This is a genomic window from Streptomyces sp. NBC_00299, assembly GCF_036173045.1.
Classification (GTDB): Bacteria; Actinomycetota; Actinomycetes; order Streptomycetales; family Streptomycetaceae; genus Streptomyces; species Streptomyces machairae.
On the sequence record NZ_CP108039.1, the window covers coordinates 4660670 to 4679009 of the forward strand.

Below are 18340 nucleotides of genomic sequence, written 5' to 3' on the forward strand. Positions count from 1 at the left end.
CTGCATATCCGGCATCGGGCCGCACAACAAGCCGGGCGTTCCGTCGACACGTGGCCTGACCCGGGCGGCGGCGAAAGTCTGTCACCGCCGGACCACATCTCCACGCCTGTCGGCGATAGGGTTGTGACACGAGGCAGAGGGTGCTGAACCGTTCGGAGCACGGGTGCCGTGCACGCCGGATCCCTCGCCGCGTCCCCGAAACGAAGGTGCCATGCCCGCTGAGAACGCCCCTGTCACAGGGAATCTCGACGACGACGACTATCCCGCCTACACCATGGGGCGGGCCGCCGACGTTCTCGGCACCACTCCCGCCTTCCTGAGGGCCATCGGCGAGGCCGAGTTGATCACTCCGCTGCGTTCGGGAGGTGGTCACCGCCGGTACTCGCGGCGCCAGCTGCGCATCGCCGCCCGCGCCCGTGAGCTCGTCGACCAGGGCACTCCCGTCGAGGCGGCCTGCCGGATCGTCTCCCTCGAGGACCGGCTGGAGGACGCCCTCCGCCTGAACCGGGACATGCGCCGGAAGCTGGACGAGCGCGGCTCGAATACCTAGTCCCGCCGATGCAGAAATGCATGCTGCCGTGGGATGAGAATCAATGCTCGGTGCCGAAAACACACGGGTACTTACGCCCGAGCTGTGTTAGCGTGATACCAGTTGCAGTTTTGGTTGCCAGAGATTTGTTTCTTTGCAGAGCTTTCCGGATCTTTCCGGAGGGGTGATCATCGCGGCGACTCGGACCCGTAAAGTGCGGAGTCCGGCACTGCCCCCCAAGGGAGATTCAATATGGCATCTGGCACCGTGAAGTGGTTCAACGCGGAAAAGGGCTTCGGCTTCATCGAGCAGGACGGCGGCGGCGCTGACGTGTTCGCCCACTACTCGAACATCGCCACCAGCGGCTTCCGCGAGCTTCAGGAAGGCCAGAAGGTTACCTTCGACGTCACGCAGGGCCAGAAGGGCCCGCAGGCCGAGAACATCGTTCCTGCCTGACGCTGACGCGTTCTAAGTGGCTGGGGCCCGCGCTCTTGGGGTGCGGGCCCCAGCTCTTTGCATTTCCTGACGTTCCCGGATTGTCAGCAGCCTCGGATTCACCGCCGAGAGGTCCGGATTTTCGAATTCCTTCGGCTCATTCTCGTGCCGTGGAGGCATCCATGCGTTGCGTCATCGCCCGTTTCCCCTTCGACCTGATCAAGAGCGAGGTCGAACAGTCGATGAGCGGCATCACCCCCGAACCGGTCAGCGGCGTGGCCGTGACCATCGGCCGCTGCGTCTACCCCGTGATGCAGGTCGGGGAAGTGATCACCAGGCAGAACCGCCGCGACTTCACCGCGGGCGAGATGCGCCGGGCGCTGACCAGACTGGGCTTCGTCTGCCACGACACGCCGCCCCCGGTCCCGCCGACCCGGGACGCGCGAGCTGACGAAGGTGCGCTCGGCTGGTGACGCCTCGCCTCCTGCCATGCCCCGACGCACCTCGTCGGGCTAGGCTCCGGAGGCATGACTCACCCTGACGACCTGCTCGTCGAGATCGCCGCGATGGTGGAGTCGCGGCACAGCAGCCAGATGTCCCTGACCGTGGTGGTTCCGGGAGCCGTCATCACGGGCCGGCTCGCGCCGGAATCCCTGTGGAAGGAGCGGGTGGCTGAAGTCCTGCGGGACTCCGAGCACCTGGGGCAGTTCGCCCCAGCGTTCACCCGGCGCCGGGCAGACCACGGGGACGACCACCAGGACAGCGACGGCGGCGGGCCGGACCACGGCGACCGCCCCACGCACCTCCACTTCCACGTCGCCCGGATCCTCCAGGGCAGTTTCGGCATTCCCGACACGGGTGGCATGTACCGGGTCGCCCTGGAGGACGTGAGCGCCTGGACCATCGGCGACATCGGTTACTCGGACCAGTGAGGGCCGGACGCCCCACGCGGTCCTGACCTGCCGCCCCGACCGGCTGCCCGGTCCGACTACTCGGTTCCCGCGGCGTCGGCGCCCGTCACCTCGGTCACCTTCCACCGCTGGTTGGCACCGGAGTTCGCCAGCCACACGCCGACCCCGGCGCCGTCGTTCGTGGACTGCCCGGAGACCTCCGCGAGCCGGCCGGTGGCGGCGTTGACCAGGGTCCAGGTGCCGTCGCCGGTCGTCGACATGATCCACTGGGCGGCGCTGTCCCGGCGCCCCTCGTCCGGCTCGGCCACCAGGGCCCCGTCGCGGACGGCCAGGCGCTTGCCCTCGCTCGCCTCGGTGAAGGCGTAGCGCTTGCGGTTGTCGGAGCCGCTGATCTGCTCCACCCGCCACTGCCGGCCACTGGGGTCGGCCACGTCGGCGCTCTTGATGACCAGCCCGGTGCCGTTGTCGGCGATGGTGAGGTCCTTGCCGCTCTGGACGCCGGTCAGCCGGTAGGTGTGGCCCTTCTTCAGTTCGGCCGCGTCCTTCGCGACGCCGGACACGCCCTTGACGAGGAAGGACGTCACCGACTGGGCGGGCACGGTGACCGTGGCCCGCTCACCGCTGACCCGGACCGCCTTCTGCCGCTCCAGCTTGCCGTCGGCGCTCGTCACCACCGGGGTGACGGTGGCCCGGGACGAGATCCGCCCGAACTTCGACAGGTCGAGGGTGACCTCGCGGGCTTCGGTGGTGCTGTTGACGTGGACGACGGTGGCCGCGTCGCCCTTGCGGGAGACGGCCGCGGTGCTGGACGCGTCGTTCGTCTTCACCAGCCGGTCGCCGGGCTTGATGTAGTGCGTGAAGTTCCGGGCCGTGTCGAACTTGGTGTTCGTGTAGATCGGGCAGGTCTCGAGCGTGTCCTTGGACGTGCAGCTGAACGACAGCTGGATCTCGCCCCAGTTGCCGCCCTTCGCGGACTCGCCGCCCGGCTTCATGTTGTCGTAGTCCTCGACGGGCTGCCAGAACACCCAGGCGCGGGGCTCCAGTTCGCGCAGGTCGTCGACGATGCGCTGGGCGAGGCCGAGGCCGGGCCGCATGTCCGTGAAGCTCTGGCCGTCGCCCCAGTCGCCCTCGACCTCGCTCATCCACAGCGGCTTGTCAGCGGCCTTGGCCAGGTCACGGACCGTGGTGCGCTGGCCGGTGCCGTAGGTGTGGACGTTCATCTGGCCGACGAGGTCGCGCACTTCCTGGGGGTAGGAGTTCCAGTTCGTGGCGAAGGTACCGGGGTTGGTCTCGTCCATCGCGGAGATCTCCGCGTGCGTGCGGGCCTTGGCCAGGGTCGGGCCCAGCGCGCTGATCACCTTCTGCTGGAGTTCGGGACCGATGTGGGCGCCTTCCTGACGGCCGCCGACGGGCTCGCCGTCCGGGCCGAGCTTGGTGCCCCAGTAGTTCGTGTTCGGCTCGTTGAACGGGTCCAGGGTGTCGACCTTGATGCCGTGCGCCTTCTCCAGGCGTTCGGTGGCGCCCACCAGGTACTTGGCGAAGTCGTCGACGGACTCCGTCTTGAGCTGGTCCCTGCCCGCGTCGAAGTTGCCGGAGACGTAGCCGCTCTCGGTCATGAACCAGGGCGGCGAGTTGCTGAAGGTCTCCCAGTGGGTGATGTCCTTCTTGATGCGGTCGATCCACCAGCGCTGCGTCTTGTCGGCCTTGGTGTTCCAGTCGGCGGGGTCGTCGGCGTCCCACCAGTCGACGTCCTCGCGGGTGGTGCCCGCCGGCGCCTTCCACCAGCCCTGGACCGCGCCGCCGGCCCGCAGGTAGTCCTTGACGTCGGGGGCGTTGCCACCGCCGATGTTGTAGCGGGCGATGTTCAGCGCGAGGCCGTCGTCGCCGAAGAGGAGCTTCGCGAGCCGCTCGCGTATCGCGGGCGGGTAGTCGCCGGTCGCGTTGGCGAACCAGACCAGGCTGGTGCCCCAGCCCTCGAACTTCTCCTGCTTGTAGGAGGGGTCGGGCACGACGGTGACCGAAGCGGCGGCCGTCGTCGTCTCCGCGTGCGCGGCCGGCAGGGTGGTGGCGGCCAGCACGGTTCCGGTCGCGAGGGCCGTGATGCCGACCCCCAGGAGCCTTCTCTTACTGGTGCGGTGTGCCATGTCGAGTACTCCAGCGAGGTTCGGTTCGGCGCGTTTCGGTATGTTCTGGTGTAGTTTCTGCTCGGAATGTTTACGTAAACATGCGTTCGCGGGATGTCTACACTGTCCGAATCTCAGGGGTCAAGGAGTCGTCGGGGACCGAAAGTTGCGCAGTCCGGCGACCTAGGGGACAAGGTGGGCACGATGGGCACAGCGGACGGTGACGGCACACCGGCGGGGACGCGAAAGCGTGCCGCCCGCCCCCGTCAGGGCGCCTCCATGGCCGACGTCGCGCGCCTCGCCGGGGTCTCCTCCCAGACGGTCTCCCGCGTCTCCAACGGCTTCCCGGGCGTGAACGAGGAGACCCGACAGCAGGTCCTGGCCGCGATGCGGGAGCTGGGCTACCGGCCCAACAGCGCGGCACGGGCCCTCAGGCGCGGCGAGTTCCGCACCCTCGGCGTGATCACCTTCTCCCTCTCCACCATGGGGAACATCCGCACCCTGGAGGCGATCGCGACCTCCGCCGCCCAGCACGGTTACGCCGTCACGCTGCTGCCGGTCGCCGTCCCCACCCAGGACGAGGTGAACGGCGCCTTCTCCCGCCTCGGCGAACTCGCCGTGGACGCGGTCATCGTCATCATGGAGATCCATCTGCTGGACGCCGCGACGGTCTCCCTGCCGCCCGGCGTCCAGGTCGTGGTCGCCGACTCGGACGCCGGCGACCGCTACACCGTCGTCGACACCGACCAGGCGGGCGGCGCCCGTGACGCCGTAGGGCATCTGCTGGACCTCGGCCATGACACGGTGTGGCACCTCGCCGGGCCGGAGGACTCCTTCGCCGCGCAGCGCCGTGCCAACGCATGGCGGGGCGCCCTCACGGCAGCGGGCGTGGACCCGCCGCCCCTGGTGCGCGGCGACTGGTCGGCGGAGTCCGGTTACCGGGCCGGTCTGCGGCTCGCCGAACGGGCGGACTGCACGGCGGTGTTCGCGGCCAACGACCAGATGGCGCTGGGTCTGCTGCGCGCCCTGCACGAACGCGGCCGGAAGGTTCCCGACGACGTCAGCGTCATCGGCTTCGACGACATCCCCGAGTCCGCGTCCTTCCTGCCCCCGCTCACCACCATCCACCAGGACTTCGCCGAGGTGGGCCGCCTCTGCGTCGAGGGTGTCCTGAGCAAGATGCGGCACGGCGGCCCGGACCACGGCACGACGCTCGTCCCGACCCGGCTCGTCGGGCGCCGGAGCACGGCACCGCCGCCGCCGCCGAAGGGCATTGTTCGCGGCTGAGTGCGGGGTGACCGAACAATCCGTGCCCGCGTTGGACTGGTCTCACGGCGCCGGGATCCGGCCCGTGCAGACGGGTTCAGCGGAGAGAGGTCGTTCGATGGTCAAGAGGGGGAGCGTCGCCGTGCTGGCCGCCGCCGGGCTGGTACTGGCTCTCGGCGGGTGCGGGGGCGGGACGGACGAGGGCGGGAAGGGCGACGCGTCGGGGGCCTCGGGCAAGGGGTCGGCCGAGCCGACGCCGGCCAAGTCGCCGTCCGGGCAGCTGGTCAAGTGGGTCGGCGGCATGTGCGAGTCGACGGCCGCGCTCAAGGACCTGCGGTCGGACAGCGCCGCCGACCTGAAGGAGATCCGGGATTCGGACGCCCAGGCCGACCTGGTCGCCAGGGCCCGCGCCGTCGGCTACCTCGCCGGCACGCCCTCGGCGGTGGAGGACGTGGAGAGCGGTCTGGCGGACCTCGGACCGTCCGGTGTCCCCGCGGCCGACCGGCTGCGCGACGCCTGGCTGAAGAAGGTGCGCGGCGTCGTGGCCGAACTCGACGGGGTGTCCCCGAACCCGGCCGACGGCGACGCCGAGGGCAGTGCCGCGGACGTCGACAAGCTGGTCCAGTCCCTCACCTCACCCCGGCCGGACCTGCCCGCGCTGGCCAAGCAGGACGCGCGGCTCGGCGCCGCGTACGAGCGGGCGGAGCAGTGCGCCCCGGGCTGGAAGCCCGACGGCCAGGGCGAGGACACCGCCTCGCCGGCGCCCGACCCCGACGGCCCGCTCCCCGAGGCGGCCGACGGCAAGAACTACGGCGCCTGCTCGGACGGCGCGTGCGAGGTCCTGGTGACCTCCACGGCGAACATCACGGCGAACGACGTCCATGTGCACGTGTCCCTGGGCGACGACTACGTGACCTTCCAGACGGCGGGCACCCTGATGCAGCTCGGCGGCGCGGGCGGCGAGGCCGGCTTCGGCGACCGGCTGAAGGCGACCGTGGTCGCGCACAACAAGGACGGCGCGGTGCTGAAGTTCACGACCCCCTGAGCCACCCCTCGGACGGCACTCAAAAGCCGCCCACGACGGCTCCTACCGCCCCTCGCACACGTCCCGGTACCCGAGCCGCGGCAGCCGTTCCTCCCATTCGGCGCGGTTCAGGACGCCGCCGGTGCGGTCGCAGACGTAGGCCGTCGCGCGGTCCGCTTCCAGGGTCCACACCCGGGCCGTCAGGTCGTAGCCGACGGAGGCGAGGGTGGTGCCGTCCGCGCCGAACGCGACGGAGGTGACGGTGTCCGTGTGGCCGGTGAGTTCCTGGCCGTAGGGCTCGGCGCGGGCGGGCTCGGTCACGTCCCACAGGCGGACGGTGTGGTCGCCGCTGCCGGTCGCGAGTGTCCGGCCGTCCGGGGCGAAGGCCAACGCCCTGACAGCGCCGCGGTGCTCGGCCAGCTCCTCCCCCAACGGACGGACGCGGTCCGGCCGTCGCACGTCCCACAGCCGGACCGTACGGTCGTCGCTGCCGGTCGCCAGCGTCTTCCCGTCCGGGGCGAACGCCACCGCGTTGACCGGCTCGTCATGCCCGGTGAGGGCGGCGCCCGCGGGCCGTACGCGCGTTTCGGCGCCCACGTGCCACAGCAGTGCCGTGTCGTCCTCGGCGCCGGTGGCCAGGAGGCGGCCGTCGGGGCTGAAGGCCACCGAGGTGACGGCGTCCGTGTGGCCGCGCAGGGGCTCGCCGAGCGGCCGTACCCGGTCCGGACGGCGTACGTCCCACAGCCGCGCGGTGTCGTCGTCGCCGCCGGTGGCCAGCGTGCGGCCGTCCGGGGAGAAGGCGACGGCGAGGACACCGCGGTCGTGCGCGTCGAGCGGTTCGCCGAGCGGGGCGGGACGTTCGGGCGTGGCGAGGTCCCACAGGCGTACGGTCCCGTCCCTCGAACCGCCGGCCAACGTACGGCCGTCCGGGGCGAAGGCGACGGACAGGACAGCGTCCTCGTGGCCGAGCGTCCGCGGGATCCGGCGTGGGCGGTCCGGGCGGCGTACGTCCCACAGGCGGATCAGGCCGTCGTCCGTGCTGGCGACGGCGAGCAGGCGGCCGTCTGGGCTGAAGGCGACGGCGGTGAGCGGGTTGGTGAAGTCCGTGAGGACGGTGGGCGGCCGGTGCCACAGCAGGACGCTGCCATCGGCGCCGGCGCTGGCGAGGGTGCGGCCGTCGGGGCTGAAGGCCACCTCCCACACGGCCTCGGTGTGCCCGGTCAGCGGCTCCCCGAGCTGCAGCGGATAGGCGGGGTTGGCCACGTTCCACAGGAGGGGCCGGTCGTCCTCGCCCGCGGTCGCCAGGGTCTCGCCGTCGGAGCTGAACGCCACCGACATGACGGGCGCGGTGTGCCCGCTGAGCGGTTCGCCCAGCGGCCGGACGCGGGCCGGGTCGGACGCGTCCCACAGGCGTACGGTCTCGTCGAAGCCGGCGGAGGCCAGCGTGCGGCCGTCCGGGGAGAAGGCCAGTGTCCAGACGGGGTCGGTGTGTTCCCGCAGCGGCTTGCCGAGCGGTGCGATCCCGGGGCCGTCCTCCTTCCCCGCGTCCTCGCCGAACCGCCACATCCGTACGGTCCCGTCGTAGCCGCTCGTGGCCAGGGTCTCCCCGTCCGGGGCGAACGCCACCGCGCGGACGCTGCGCGCCTCGGACGCGTCGGCGTCGGCCGGCTCGCCGATCGGCGCGGGGCGGGCCGGGTCGGCCAAGTCCCACAGGCGGACGGTGCCGTCGTCGCCGGCGGTGGCGAGCGTCGTGCCGTCCGGGGCGAAGGCGGCGGAGACGACGTTCTGCTCGTCGTGGCTCACGAGCGGCCGGCCGAGAGCGCGGGGCCGCGACCGGTCGCGCACATCCCGTAGTTGGATGCCGCCGCCTTTCCCCGTGGCCACGAGCAGGTCACCGTCCCGCGGGGAGAAGGTGACCGCGCTGACGCCTCCCGTACGCAGGCGCAGCGGTTCGCCCAGCGGCTTGCCCGCCGCCGTGTCCCACAGCCGGACCAGGCCGTCATGGCCGCCGCTCGCGAGCGTGCGGCCGTCGGGCGCGTACGCCACGGAGCCGGCGACACCGTCGTGGCCGGGCAGCCGGGTGGCCAGCACCCGGCCCGCGTCCGAGGCCAGCCGGGTCCGCAGATCCGGGGTGGAGCGCATGCGGTACGCGGCCACGTCGAGCCGGGCGGCCGCCCCGGCCTGGGTGTCGCGGACCCGGTCGGCCTCGGCGGTGAGCCGGCCGAAGACGGCTTCGTCCCGTTCCGCCTGCGCGGTGGCACGGGCCTGGAGGGCGACGACCGCGGTGCCGGTGGCGAGCAGGGTGAGCGCCGCGAGGACGGCCACGACCGTACGGCGCAGCAGCGCGGCGCGGTGCCGGCGCCGGAGCGAGGTGGTGAGGAACTGCCGTTCCAACGGCGTGAGTTCCTCGCTGCGCTCGCCCTCGGGTGCGGTGTCGCGGGGGAAGGCGTCGCGGGCCGCGGACAGCCGGGACCCGGCGTAGAGTGCGGCGTTCTCCTGCCCGAGGGCCTGCCAGGTGCGGGCCGCCTCGGAGAGGGAGCGGTGCACGCGCAGCCGGTCGCGTTCGGCGTCGATCCAGGCGCGCAGGCGGGGCCAGGCGGTGATCAGGGCCTCGTGGGCGAGGTCGACGGTGCCGTCGTCGAAGGTGATGAGACGGGCCCGGACCAGCCGTTCCAGTACGACCCGGGTGTCGGCGGGGTTGCCGAAGTCGAGCTCGGCGTGATCGGTGGGGCGGCGGGTGTCCGGTGCGCCGGGGGCGACGAGGCGGAGCAGGATCCGGCGGGCCAACTCGGCCTGCGGTGCGGTGAGTTCGCCGTACACCTGCTCTGCCGTGCGGACGACGGCGCCGTGCAGTTCACCGGCCGCCTCGTACGCGCTCTCGGTCAGCACGCGCCCGCTGCGGTGGCGCCAAGTCTCCAGCAGGGCGTGCGACATCATCGGCAGTCCGCCGGGGGCACCCTCGACCTCGTCCAGGAGGCGGTCGGTCAGGGCGCGTTCGACGATCAGGCCGGCCGCGGCGGCCGGGCGGACGATGGCCTCCCGCAGCTCGGTCCGGCTCATCGGACCGGCGAGCAGGGTGGCGTCCTGCAACGCGGCGGTGAGGCCGGGGTGTTCGGCGCACCGGCCGAGGAAGTCGGCCCGCACCGCGATGACGACCCGCAGCCGGCTGTCGGCGTCGGTGGCGGCGACGAGGCGGTCGATGAAGGCGTCCCGCTCGGCCGGGTCGCCACCGAGGGTGTACAGCTCCTCGAACTGGTCGACGATCAGCCAGGTGTCGGCGTCGGTGTCCGGTACGGGCACGAGACGCTCGGCGTGGGTGCGCAGCGGGTCCGGGCCGGGCGTGAGGATGCGTACGGCCGCGGGAGGCACGTCGCGGGGATCGCCGCCCTCACCGCCGCCCGGGGTGCGCAGCCGGGGGATCAACCCGGCCCGCAGCAGCGAGGACTTGCCGCTGCCGGACGGGCCGAAGACCGCCGTGAAGCGGTGTTTGCGGTTCAGCTCGGCCAGCCGCTCCACGAGCTGGTCCCGGCCGAAGAACAGATCGGCGTCGCCCGGTTCGAACCGGGTCAGGCCACGGTAGGGCGGCCGGGTGCTGTCGTCGGCCGCGGCTGCCTCGGCGGCCAGTTCGTCCGACACCTCGCGCCAGCGCCGCTCCCACTCGCTCAGGTCGCCGCCGCACGCCTTGACGTACGCGAGCGTCACCGCGCGGGAGGGCAGCTGCTTTCCGGCGGCCGCCTGCGACAGGGTGGTCACGCCGTACCGGGCCCGCTCGGCCATCGTCCGGTAGGTGGGCTTCCCCGCGGACTCGCGCAGGGCACGCAGTTCGGCGGCGAAGCGCGGTACCGGTCCGGCCTCCGGATCAAGCTCGCCCTCGGTACGCCCCGGCCCCGGTTGTCCCGACACGTGGTCCGCCCTCCCCTTCGGTCACCCTCGACCGACTCTCCGACGTATCGCCGGCCGGGGCACGGGCGTTCACCTGATCCTCACGGTTCCTTCAGGGCACTCGGTGCGGTTCACGCCTCCCGGTTGTTCGGTGCCGGGGACCGGCCTGCCGAACAACCCCGCTCGGCGGTCGACTGGTCGTGGGACGTGGCCAGGACGGCCATGGCGCGGTCCGAGCCCCGCCAAGGGGGGAGGGCTCGGCCCGCCGCTCCCGCTTCCCGCTCGTCCGTACACGACACGCTGAAGGGGAGTCATGCACCGACGACTTCGCGCCCGGCACCTCGCCGTGGGGCTCGGCGCGGCGGCCCTCGGGCTGGCGCTCGCGGCGGCCACGGGGAACGCCGCACCCGGCCGTGCGACGACCACCGCGACCGGCGCCGCGGGGACCGCAGCCGAACGGTACGGCTGGGGCGAACCGCTGCCCCAGGGGTCGGACGAGTTCGACTACGGCTCCGAGACCGAGCCCGCGGTACCGGACCGCGACCGGTGGCGCCTGGCGGGCGGCGGACCCGACAAGTGCTGGCCCGGCCACGGCGACAACGGCCGCCGCTGCGACGTCAACACCCGTGTCGTCGGCGGCATTCTGCGCATGACCGGGGAGGCGGACGGCGACTCCGGCTGGCTCGCCTCGTCGTACGGCCGGAGATACGGCAGGTGGGAGGCCCGGGTCCGGTCCCGGGCCACCGCCCCCGACAACGGGCGGCAGTACCACCCGCTGCTGATCCTGTGGCCGGACTCGAACCGGCACCCCGAGGACGGCGAGTACGACTACCTGGAGAACGGCGCCCCGGGCGAGCAGTGCGCCGAGGCGTTCCTGCACTACCCGCACCCCGAAGGCGTGCCCGTGCAGCAGGAGTTCGCGCAGCAGTGCGGCGTGGACCTGACGCAGTGGCACAACGTCGCCGTCGAGTGGACCCCGGACCACGTGCGGGGCTTCATCGACGGCGAGGAGTGGTTCCGCTTCGCCGACGGGGCGAACGACGACCGCGCCTGCATGCAGTGCGCCCCGTCGATGCACCAGACCATCCAGCTCGACAACTTCCATGGCGACGACCTGCAGAGCGCGGTCTACGAAGTGGACTGGGCCCGGGTCTACGACCTGCCGGACGACGAAAGCGTGAGGTGAACGCGATGCAGAGCTCTCCCTACCAGCCCGAGCAGGCCCGCCCGGCTTCTCCGGGAGGGGTGCGCATGCCCGGGGCCGTCATCTTCGTCCTCGTGGTCGTCGCCGTGCACGCGCTGGGCACGGCGTTCGGCGGCTGGGCGGTCGTCGAGGAGAACCGGAGCAAGCAGGAGCACGGGCAGGACCTGCTCATGCCGATGGGCATGGCCTGGTTGCTGGCGCTGTTCTGCTGGGGCCTGGCGGCGCTGCTGATCGCCTGCGTCGTGCTGGCACGCAAGCGCCGCGGCTGGGTCCGTGTGGTGCTGATCGTGTGCCTGTCGTTCGTGGCGGTCTCGACGGCCTTCGCCTTCCTCGGCTCGCTGGCCTCCGGGGCGCCGAACCTCGCGACGTTCGTGGTCGCCGGCATCGACGTGGCGGCCCTGTGGATGGTGAGCGGCGCGACGGGCCGCGGCTACTTCTCCGTACGCGACCAGGCGCCCACGTGGCACCAGGGGTGACGGTCCATGGACTCCCCGGCATACGCCCACGGCCCCTCCGTGCCGCCCGACGAGCCCCCGCAGCCTCCCTCGCCACCCGGGCGGGACCGCCCGTGCGACCCGGTGGCCGCGGCCCTCGGCAACGCCTCGCTGCTCGGCATCGGCTACATGCTGCTCGGCCACTGGCGGTCGGCCGTCTTCACCGTCATCGGCACGGGCTGGCTCCTCAACGTCACCGTGTCGACCGCCGACACCTGGGCCGAGGTCCTGCTGCTCGTGTGGTGGGCGGCCGGCACCGCACACGGCTGGTCCCTGGCGCACGGGCGCGCCGAGCACGTCGTGCGACGGGGGCAGCGGGCGGGCACGCTCGTCCTCGCGGTCGCCGTACTGCTGACCGCCGTGCTGCTGCGGGTCGACGCGTACGGCATCGAGAACCGTGTGACCGAGGCCCGCGAAGGCGGTGACTGCGAGGCGGCCGTGGCCGCGCAGGGCGAGGTGGGACTCGGCCACCGCCTGGCGGGCGCGCCGGTGGTCGAACCCGGCGAGGCGGTGGTGGAGGCGTGCCGGCGCCTGGAACGTGCCGCGGCCACACTGTCCGACGCCGCCCGGGACGGGAGCACCGAGGATCTGGAGCGCGGCTTCCGCGTCCTCGCCGGCGTCCTGGAGGAGCCCGGCAACGAGCGGACCGTCCGGACGGTGCTGGACACCTTCCTCGGCGGTCTGCCCACCGAGGACTCCTGCGCCACCGCCGACATCGCCGGCTGGCTCCGCGACCGCAAGCCCTCCCGTGACGTACTGGACCGGTCGGCCGCCGACGCGACGCGGACGGAACCCGCGGCGCTGGCGGGCTGCGGCGACCATCTGATGTCCGAGGACGCCTGGCAGCAGGCGCGGGCCCGCTACCAGCATCTCCTCGACACCTACCCCGACGACTCCCGCGCGGACGAGGCCCGTGGCGGCGTGCGCAAGGCCACCCTCGCCCTCGAACTGCACAAGGTGCGCGGCCTGGTCAGGGACGCGTACGACGCGGAGTCCGGCTACTGCGACTCGCCCGCCAAGTACAGCGGTGCCCCGCCGTACCGCAAGGGGTCCAACCGGGCGCTGTTCCTCGGCGACACCGAGTACACCGGGCAGCTCCCCGGCGGCTGGCGCACCGACGACCCGGCCAAGGCCGCGCTCGTGGTGTGCGCGGACTCGGCGGAGAACGGGTCCGCCGTCGAGACCTGCCACTACGAGAACGACAAGTCCGAGTACCTCCCCTACGAGGTGACCTTCCACAAGGTCAAGGTCCCGCTGAAGGTGTACGAACTGCGCACCGGAAAGCGCCTCGACCCGCGCTCGGTGCAGATCGGCGGCACGAGCTGCCCGCGGACTCTGTACTACGAGTACTACGGCAGCTACGACTACGGGCCGGGCGACGAGTTCGTCTCCACGTCGAAGTCGGGTGTGCGGGACGCCTTCCGGCCGGTCGTCGAGCGGTGACCTTCGGACGCGTCCGCCGGCCCAGGAACTCCCACGGGCCGGCGGACGTTTGCAGGAGGACACACGGAACACATGCAACACACGCAGTCGACCTGAACGACATGGGCTGAAGCCGAGGTGGCACGGATGGCGATGTGGGATCGGATCAAGGACCAGGCCAAGGGTCTGCAGCAGCAGGCACAGGCCGGGCGGAGCTCCGGCGGGCACGGGCGGCCGGGTTCCGGGTCCTCGGGAGGATCCAAGGCCCAGCTGGTGAGCGCGCTCAAGACCCAGCTCACCTCCCTCAAGACGGAGCTGAAGAGCGGCGCCTACCGGGACGCCAGCATGGCCATGTGTGCCCTGGTCGCCGCCGCCGACGGGAATGTCGACCCGGCCGAGCGCCAGCATGTGGAGTCGCTGATCCTGAACAACGACGTCCTGCAGAACTTCCCGTCCGAGCAGCTGCGGCAGCGCTTCAACAAGCACGTCGACCAGCTGTCCTTCAACTTCCAGCAGGGCAAGACCGAGGCCCTGCAGGAGATCGCCAAGGCCGCGAAGAAGCCGACGGAGGCCCGGGCGGTCGTCCAGACCGGGTTCGTCGTGGCGGGCGCCGACGGCTACATCGCACCGGCGGAGGAGCAGGTCCTGCGCGAGGCCTGCGCGACGCTCAACCTGTCCCCCCAGGAATTCGGCCTCTGACGCCACGTCCCACCACTGCCCCGCTATGTTGCGCCCATGACATACGCGGGGAATGTGGAGAACGAGGTCCGGCGGATCAGGCCCCAGCAGTTCCATGAGACCACCGGCCTGGAGGACTGGCGCGTCCTGGGCGAGGGGGCGTGCGCGCACTTCCGTACCGGGTCGTTCGCGGCGGGCGTCCAACTGGTGCAGGCCATCGGTGAGTTGGCGGCTGCAGGGGACGGCGTTCCGGACGTCGACGTGCGGGCCGACGCCGTCGACGTCCGGGTCGTCACGCTCACCGACGAGTACTTCGGACTGACCGAGCGGGACGTCGAGCTGGCCCGGGAGATCTCGGCCGTGGCGCGGCGGCTGGGCATCCCGGCCGACCCGTCGGCCGTGCAGACCGTCCAGGTCACCGTGGACGCCCTGGACGGGCCCGCGGTCGTGGCGTTCTGGCGTGCGCTGCTCGGCTACGAGGACCGCGCCGGCAGTCCGGAGGACCTGGTCGACCCGAGGCGCCGCGGAGCACCCTTCTACTTCCAGGAGCTGGACGCCCCCCGCCCCCAGCGCAACACCCTGCACGTCGACGTCTGGGTACCCCACGACCGGGCCGAGGCCCGGGTCGAGGCGGCGATCGCAGCGGGCGGACGGCTGGTCGACGACACCCACGCCCCCTCGCTCTGGATACTGGCCGACCCCGAGGGCAACGAGGCGTGCGTGGGCGTGGCCGGGCCGCCGGCTATGCGTGGTGCGGAGGATGAGGCGGCGGGGGCGGCATAGTCGTCAGGTCGGGGGCCGGCTCCGGCCAGACCAGCAGTAGCGGGCACGGGGCGTGGTCGACGACGAAGCGGCTCGCGGGGCCGAGGCTGTGGGGGCCCAGGGTGGCGCGGTCGCCGTCCCGGGCCAGGACGAGCAGTTCGGCGCCCTCCGTAGCGGCGACGACCTCGCGCTCGACGCGGCCGGAGCGCTCGACGCGCGTGCAGGGGCGGTCGAGACGCTCGGCGGCCGCCTGGAGGAGGCTCTCGGCGGAGGCGGCGGCGAGGTGCTCGACGCGGGTGCCGGGGTCGCGCTCGGGGCGGCCCCGGCCGAGCAGTCCTGCGAACGCGCCGTGCGCGGCGTCCGCGACCTCGTGCCCGGTGACGTGCAGCAGGACGACCTCGGCATCCTCGGGCGCGTGCCGGCGCGCGGCGTCCACACAGGCGGGCCAGGTGCCCTCGACGATCCAGACGACCACCGTCATGGGATCAGCCTCCTCCGATCACGGCCAGTGAGGCCCACAGTGCCAGCACCGCGGCGAGGAGGCTCGCCGGTACGGCGTACAGACCGAGCCGGGTGAACTCCCCCAGCTCCACCTCCGCGTCATGCGCGTGGACGATACGCCGCCACAGCAGGGTGGCGAGCGAACCGGCGTAGGTGAGGTTGGGGCCGATGTTCACCCCGAGCAGCACCGCGAGGACCGCGCCGGGGCCGGAGCCGGCGGCCAGTGGCAGCAGGACCAGCACCGCGGGCAGGTTGTTGATGACATTGGCCAGCACGGCGGCCAGCGCCGCGATCCCGAGCAGGGCCGCAAGCCCCGTGCCGTCGGGGATGAGATGGCCCAGGGCCGTGTCGAGCCCGTTGTCGACGACCGCGCGGACCACGATCCCGAGCGCCAGCACGAAGGCCAGGAACGGCACCGAGACGGACCGCAGCAGCGCCTTGGGGGATGTGCTGCGCCGCAACAGGGCCCGCACGGCGAGGACCACCGCGCCGGCCAGGGCCGCCCAGGCGGGATCGATGCCCACGGCCGACGTCAGCACGAACCCGGCCAGCGTGCACCCCACGGTCACCAGGGCGAACAGCGGCAGTTCGGGGGCGTCGGCGGTGTGCGGGGCCTGCGCCCCGGCGTCCAGGTCGGTGGCGAAGAAGCGCCGGAAGACGACGTACTCCACGGCGATCGCGGCCACCCACGGCAGCGCCATCAGCGCGGCGAACCGGGTGAAGCTGAGCCCGCTGGCGGCGAACGCCAGCAGGTTGGTCAGGTTGGACACCGGCAGGAGCAGGGAGGCCGTGTTGGAGAGGTGCGTGCAGGCGTAGACGTGCGGCTTGGGGCGCGCCCCGAGCCGGGCCGCCGTCGCGAACACCACCGGCGTGAGCAGCACCACCGTGGCGTCAAGGCTCAGTACGGCCGTGATCGCCGACGCGGCCAGGAACACCTGCATCAGCAGGCGGCGCGGCCGGCCCGCGGCCGTACGTGCCATCCACGCCCCGCAGGCCTGGAACAGCCCCTCGTCGTCGCAGAGTTGGGCGAGGACCAGTACGGCCGCGAGGAAGCCGATCACCGGCCCGAGCCGTTCGGCCTCGTCCAGCGCGTGGTCCGGGGAGATCGCGCCGGTCGCCACCACCAGCGCCGCGGCCGGTACGGCGACCACGGCCTCCGGCCAGTTGAAGGGACGGACGACGGCACAGACCAGCACGAGCACGAGCATGGCCACGGACAGCGTCTCGGCGAGCGGGGTGTTCAGGTTCGGTCCTTCCGTGCAGCGACGGCCGGGCCGCCGGTGGATCACGCCGCACGGTACTCCGTGAAGGTGAGCCGAGTCCGACGTCGGCTCCCCGACGCCCCGGCCGACCCGCACCGGCGGAGCGTCAGACGTCGCCCTGCGCCTCCCCGTCCGGCCGGAAGGTGACCGCGTGGCCCGAGAAGCGGGCGCTGAGGCCGTCGGCCGTGGGGGTGACCGAACGCAGGTGCAGGCCTTCGGGGATGTTCCGCAGCTGGATCGGCCGCTCGAAGACCTTGTCGAGGACCGCGCTCCCGACGCCGGGCAACGCCCCGCCCGAGACGGTGAAGTCGTCGAAGGCGATGCGGTTTCCGGAGTCCGCCGCCACGGTCGTCGTCACGGTGACCTCCTCGCCGAGAGGCAGGAGGACGACCGCGCTCACCCGGCCCGGGCTGCGGCCCTGGGAGATCTCCAGGCCGAGCGCGTTCGAGACGTCCTCGTACGACAGGAACGCGGTCGCCTCCGCGCTGCGGGCCCGTGCCTCGCTGTCGTCGTCGGACTTCGTCAACCCGTTGAGCCGGAGGCGGAGTTCGCTCACCGGCAGCGGGCGCGTGGTTCCGCGGGCCGGTATGTCGTGGGCGGTGATGTCGACGTGGTCCAGGGGGCCGGACGCCGCCTGCGTCACGACGGGGAAGCCGCGGACGTGCACCTCGGGCTCGACGGGTGTGCCCATGCCTTCCTGGAACGCCTTCGCCGTACGTGACTCGATGCGCGCCGCCACGAACCGGTCGGCGGCGACGGGGAGGAGGACCAGCGTGACCAGGGCGGCGACGGCGACGGCGGTCGCTCGACGGAGGTTACGGCGAGGCCGGGGGTGGTGGGGCTCGCTCGGATCCATCGGCTCGTGCGGGGTGTACGGCTCGTAGGCGTGGTCGGGACCGTAGCCATGGTCGGGGTCGTAGCCGGGGTTGTACTCGTAGTCGTGTCCGTGCTGTTGGGACCGGCGCATGGGCGGTTGCCTCCTCAGCGGGGTCGGTGGGGCGGACGGATCCGGTCGGTGGCGTGCAGTTGCCGGACCGTGGCGGCGGCGGTGTCGCTGTCGACTCCGGCGGCGATCAGCGCGGCGGTGGCGGCGGCGGTGTCGCTGTCGACTCCGGCGGCGATCAGCGCGGCGGTGGCGGCGCCCGTGCCGTCGTCGGCCCAGATGCCGGAGTTGACCGTGCCGAGCAGTGCGAGCAGGTGGGCCTCGATGGCGCCGCTGAGCGGGCCGGGCGGTACGGCGCCGTGGAAGACGCCCTGGCGCTGTCCCTCGGCGAGGATGCCGGCGACCCGCTCGCGGGCCGGGGCGAGCAGGTCGCTCACCTGCTCGCTGCCCAGGTCCTGGCGGGCGAGGCCCATCAGCGTGCGGTAGCAGTCGCCGACCGGCCACAGGGTGAGGACGAAGTGGGCGAGGGCGCTCGCGGGGCCGGGGTGGGGTGCCCCCGGGCCGGTGGCGCTCGCATCGCCCCCGCTCGTACGGGCCCCGTGCGTGCTGGCCTCGTGCGTGGTGGCCTCGTGCGGGGTGGCCTCGTACGTATCAGCGACAGCAAGGCGTATCGCCTCCGCCGCCTCCCCCGCGAGCCCCTCCACCAGCGCCGCCCGGCCGGTGAAGTGCGTGTAGACGGTGCGCCGTGCCACCCCGGCGGCCTCGGCGATGTCGCCGAGGCTGCAGTCGGGGTTGCGGCCCAGTTCCCGCAGGGCCGCGTCCAGGATGCGGGCGCGGGTGGCACGCGTCGTACGGCGGCGGCGTACGGGGTGCGGGGCTGTCGGGCTGGTCACGTCGGCACCTCGGTGCGGAGGGAGGGGGTCGGGTGGGCTCACCGGCGATATTTGCACATCGACGGGCAAGA

Annotated in this window: 17 protein-coding genes; 11 read left to right on the plus strand and 6 right to left on the minus strand. The window is 72.6% G+C overall.

The window, feature by feature from the left end; translation table 11 throughout:
- Window positions 1-211: 211 nt before the first annotated feature.
- The 4 genes from OHT51_RS20515 (at window position 212) to OHT51_RS20530 (ending at window position 1896) form a co-directional block, all read left to right on the plus strand.
- Window positions 212-550 (plus strand): helix-turn-helix domain-containing protein, encoded by a 339-nt coding sequence (locus tag OHT51_RS20515; RefSeq protein WP_328880380.1) that lies wholly within the window; start codon window positions 212-214, stop codon window positions 548-550.
- A gap of 231 nt (window positions 551-781) precedes the next feature.
- Window positions 782-985, plus strand: a complete 204-nt coding sequence (locus OHT51_RS20520; protein ID WP_007383480.1) for a cold-shock protein — start codon at window positions 782-784, stop codon at window positions 983-985.
- Window positions 986-1146: 161 nt separating this feature from the next.
- The gene (locus OHT51_RS20525) at window positions 1147-1437 is read left to right on the plus strand and encodes an SCO5918 family protein (protein WP_328880381.1); all 291 of its coding nucleotides are present in this window, start codon (window positions 1147-1149) and stop codon (window positions 1435-1437) included.
- A gap of 54 nt (window positions 1438-1491) precedes the next feature.
- Window positions 1492-1896, plus strand: coding sequence for a hypothetical protein (locus OHT51_RS20530; RefSeq protein WP_328880382.1), 405 nt, complete (start codon window positions 1492-1494; stop codon window positions 1894-1896).
- Window positions 1897-1952: 56 nt separating this feature from the next.
- Here OHT51_RS20530 and OHT51_RS20535 read toward each other — a convergent pair whose 3' ends face one another.
- A complete protein-coding gene (locus OHT51_RS20535) occupies window positions 1953-4019 on the minus strand; it encodes a glycoside hydrolase (RefSeq protein ID WP_328880383.1) in 2067 nt (688 codons plus the stop codon).
- 258 nt (window positions 4020-4277) lie between these two features.
- On the opposite strand from OHT51_RS20535, the gene OHT51_RS20540 reads away from it, so the two are divergent.
- Both OHT51_RS20540 and OHT51_RS20545 read left to right on the plus strand, forming a co-directional pair.
- A complete protein-coding gene (locus tag OHT51_RS20540) occupies window positions 4278-5285 on the plus strand; it encodes a LacI family DNA-binding transcriptional regulator (RefSeq protein ID WP_328884385.1) in 1008 nt (335 codons plus the stop codon).
- Window positions 5286-5382: 97 nt separating this feature from the next.
- Complete coding sequence (locus OHT51_RS20545; protein ID WP_328880384.1) at window positions 5383-6309, plus strand: hypothetical protein; 927 nt, start codon at window positions 5383-5385, stop codon at window positions 6307-6309.
- 42 nt (window positions 6310-6351) lie between these two features.
- Here OHT51_RS20545 and OHT51_RS20550 read toward each other — a convergent pair whose 3' ends face one another.
- Window positions 6352-10191 carry an nSTAND1 domain-containing NTPase gene (locus OHT51_RS20550; protein WP_328880385.1) on the minus strand — a complete coding sequence of 1280 codons (3840 nt, stop codon included), beginning with the start codon at window positions 10189-10191 and terminating at the stop codon, window positions 6352-6354.
- Window positions 10192-10483: 292 nt separating this feature from the next.
- On the opposite strand from OHT51_RS20550, the gene OHT51_RS20555 reads away from it, so the two are divergent.
- From OHT51_RS20555 to OHT51_RS20575, 5 genes are all read left to right on the plus strand, one after another.
- Window positions 10484-11356: a glycoside hydrolase family 16 protein gene (locus tag OHT51_RS20555; RefSeq protein ID WP_328880386.1), complete on the plus strand. Its 873-nt coding sequence runs from the start codon at window positions 10484-10486 to the stop codon at window positions 11354-11356.
- Window positions 11357-11361: 5 nt separating this feature from the next.
- On the plus strand, window positions 11362-11850 hold the full coding sequence (locus OHT51_RS20560; protein WP_328880387.1) for a hypothetical protein: 489 nt from the start codon (window positions 11362-11364) through the stop codon (window positions 11848-11850).
- 6 nt (window positions 11851-11856) lie between these two features.
- The gene (locus OHT51_RS20565; RefSeq protein WP_328880388.1) at window positions 11857-13311 is read left to right on the plus strand and encodes a hypothetical protein; all 1455 of its coding nucleotides are present in this window, start codon (window positions 11857-11859) and stop codon (window positions 13309-13311) included.
- Window positions 13312-13437: 126 nt separating this feature from the next.
- Window positions 13438-13989 (plus strand): tellurite resistance TerB family protein, encoded by a 552-nt coding sequence (locus OHT51_RS20570; protein WP_328880389.1) that lies wholly within the window; start codon window positions 13438-13440, stop codon window positions 13987-13989.
- A gap of 36 nt (window positions 13990-14025) precedes the next feature.
- Complete coding sequence (locus OHT51_RS20575) at window positions 14026-14751, plus strand: VOC family protein (protein WP_328880390.1); 726 nt, start codon at window positions 14026-14028, stop codon at window positions 14749-14751.
- Here OHT51_RS20575 and OHT51_RS20580 read toward each other — a convergent pair.
- The 4 genes from OHT51_RS20580 to OHT51_RS20595 all read right to left on the minus strand — a co-directional run bounded on the left by OHT51_RS20580 (window position 14711) and on the right by OHT51_RS20595 (window position 18269).
- Window positions 14711-15211, minus strand: coding sequence for a universal stress protein (locus OHT51_RS20580; protein WP_328880391.1), 501 nt, complete (start codon window positions 15209-15211; stop codon window positions 14711-14713). The two genes, OHT51_RS20575 and OHT51_RS20580, sit on opposite strands and share 41 nt — an antisense overlap.
- Before the next feature lie 4 nt (window positions 15212-15215).
- Window positions 15216-16475 (minus strand): SLC13 family permease, encoded by a 1260-nt coding sequence (locus OHT51_RS20585; protein WP_328884386.1) that lies wholly within the window; start codon window positions 16473-16475, stop codon window positions 15216-15218.
- A 124-nt stretch (window positions 16476-16599) separates the two neighbouring features.
- On the minus strand, window positions 16600-17460 hold the full coding sequence (locus OHT51_RS20590) for an LmeA family phospholipid-binding protein (protein ID WP_328880392.1): 861 nt from the start codon (window positions 17458-17460) through the stop codon (window positions 16600-16602).
- A 14-nt stretch (window positions 17461-17474) separates the two neighbouring features.
- Window positions 17475-18269, minus strand: coding sequence for a TetR/AcrR family transcriptional regulator (locus tag OHT51_RS20595; RefSeq protein WP_328880393.1), 795 nt, complete (start codon window positions 18267-18269; stop codon window positions 17475-17477).
- Between the last annotated feature and the right edge of the window lie 71 nt (window positions 18270-18340).

Bases quoted from the DNA above. Each gene is read 5' to 3' on its own strand.
- OHT51_RS20515 (WP_328880380.1), top strand. From the start codon at position 212: ATGCCCGCTGAGAACGCCCCTGTCACAGGGAATCTCGACGACGACGAC.
- OHT51_RS20520 (WP_007383480.1), top strand. From the start codon at position 782: ATGGCATCTGGCACCGTGAAGTGGTTCAACGCGGAAAAGGGCTTCGGC.
- OHT51_RS20525 (WP_328880381.1), top strand. From the start codon at position 1,147: ATGCGTTGCGTCATCGCCCGTTTCCCCTTCGACCTGATCAAGAGCGAG.
- OHT51_RS20530 (WP_328880382.1), top strand. From the start codon at position 1,492: ATGACTCACCCTGACGACCTGCTCGTCGAGATCGCCGCGATGGTGGAG.
- OHT51_RS20535 (WP_328880383.1), bottom strand. From the start codon at position 4,019: ATGGCACACCGCACCAGTAAGAGAAGGCTCCTGGGGGTCGGCATCACG.
- OHT51_RS20540 (WP_328884385.1), top strand. From the start codon at position 4,278: ATGGCCGACGTCGCGCGCCTCGCCGGGGTCTCCTCCCAGACGGTCTCC.
- OHT51_RS20545 (WP_328880384.1), top strand. From the start codon at position 5,383: ATGGTCAAGAGGGGGAGCGTCGCCGTGCTGGCCGCCGCCGGGCTGGTA.
- OHT51_RS20555 (WP_328880386.1), top strand. From the start codon at position 10,484: ATGCACCGACGACTTCGCGCCCGGCACCTCGCCGTGGGGCTCGGCGCG.
- OHT51_RS20560 (WP_328880387.1), top strand. From the start codon at position 11,362: ATGCAGAGCTCTCCCTACCAGCCCGAGCAGGCCCGCCCGGCTTCTCCG.
- OHT51_RS20565 (WP_328880388.1), top strand. From the start codon at position 11,857: ATGGACTCCCCGGCATACGCCCACGGCCCCTCCGTGCCGCCCGACGAG.
- OHT51_RS20570 (WP_328880389.1), top strand. From the start codon at position 13,438: ATGGCGATGTGGGATCGGATCAAGGACCAGGCCAAGGGTCTGCAGCAG.
- OHT51_RS20575 (WP_328880390.1), top strand. From the start codon at position 14,026: ATGACATACGCGGGGAATGTGGAGAACGAGGTCCGGCGGATCAGGCCC.
- OHT51_RS20580 (WP_328880391.1), bottom strand. From the start codon at position 15,211: ATGACGGTGGTCGTCTGGATCGTCGAGGGCACCTGGCCCGCCTGTGTG.
- OHT51_RS20590 (WP_328880392.1), bottom strand. From the start codon at position 17,460: ATGCGCCGGTCCCAACAGCACGGACACGACTACGAGTACAACCCCGGC.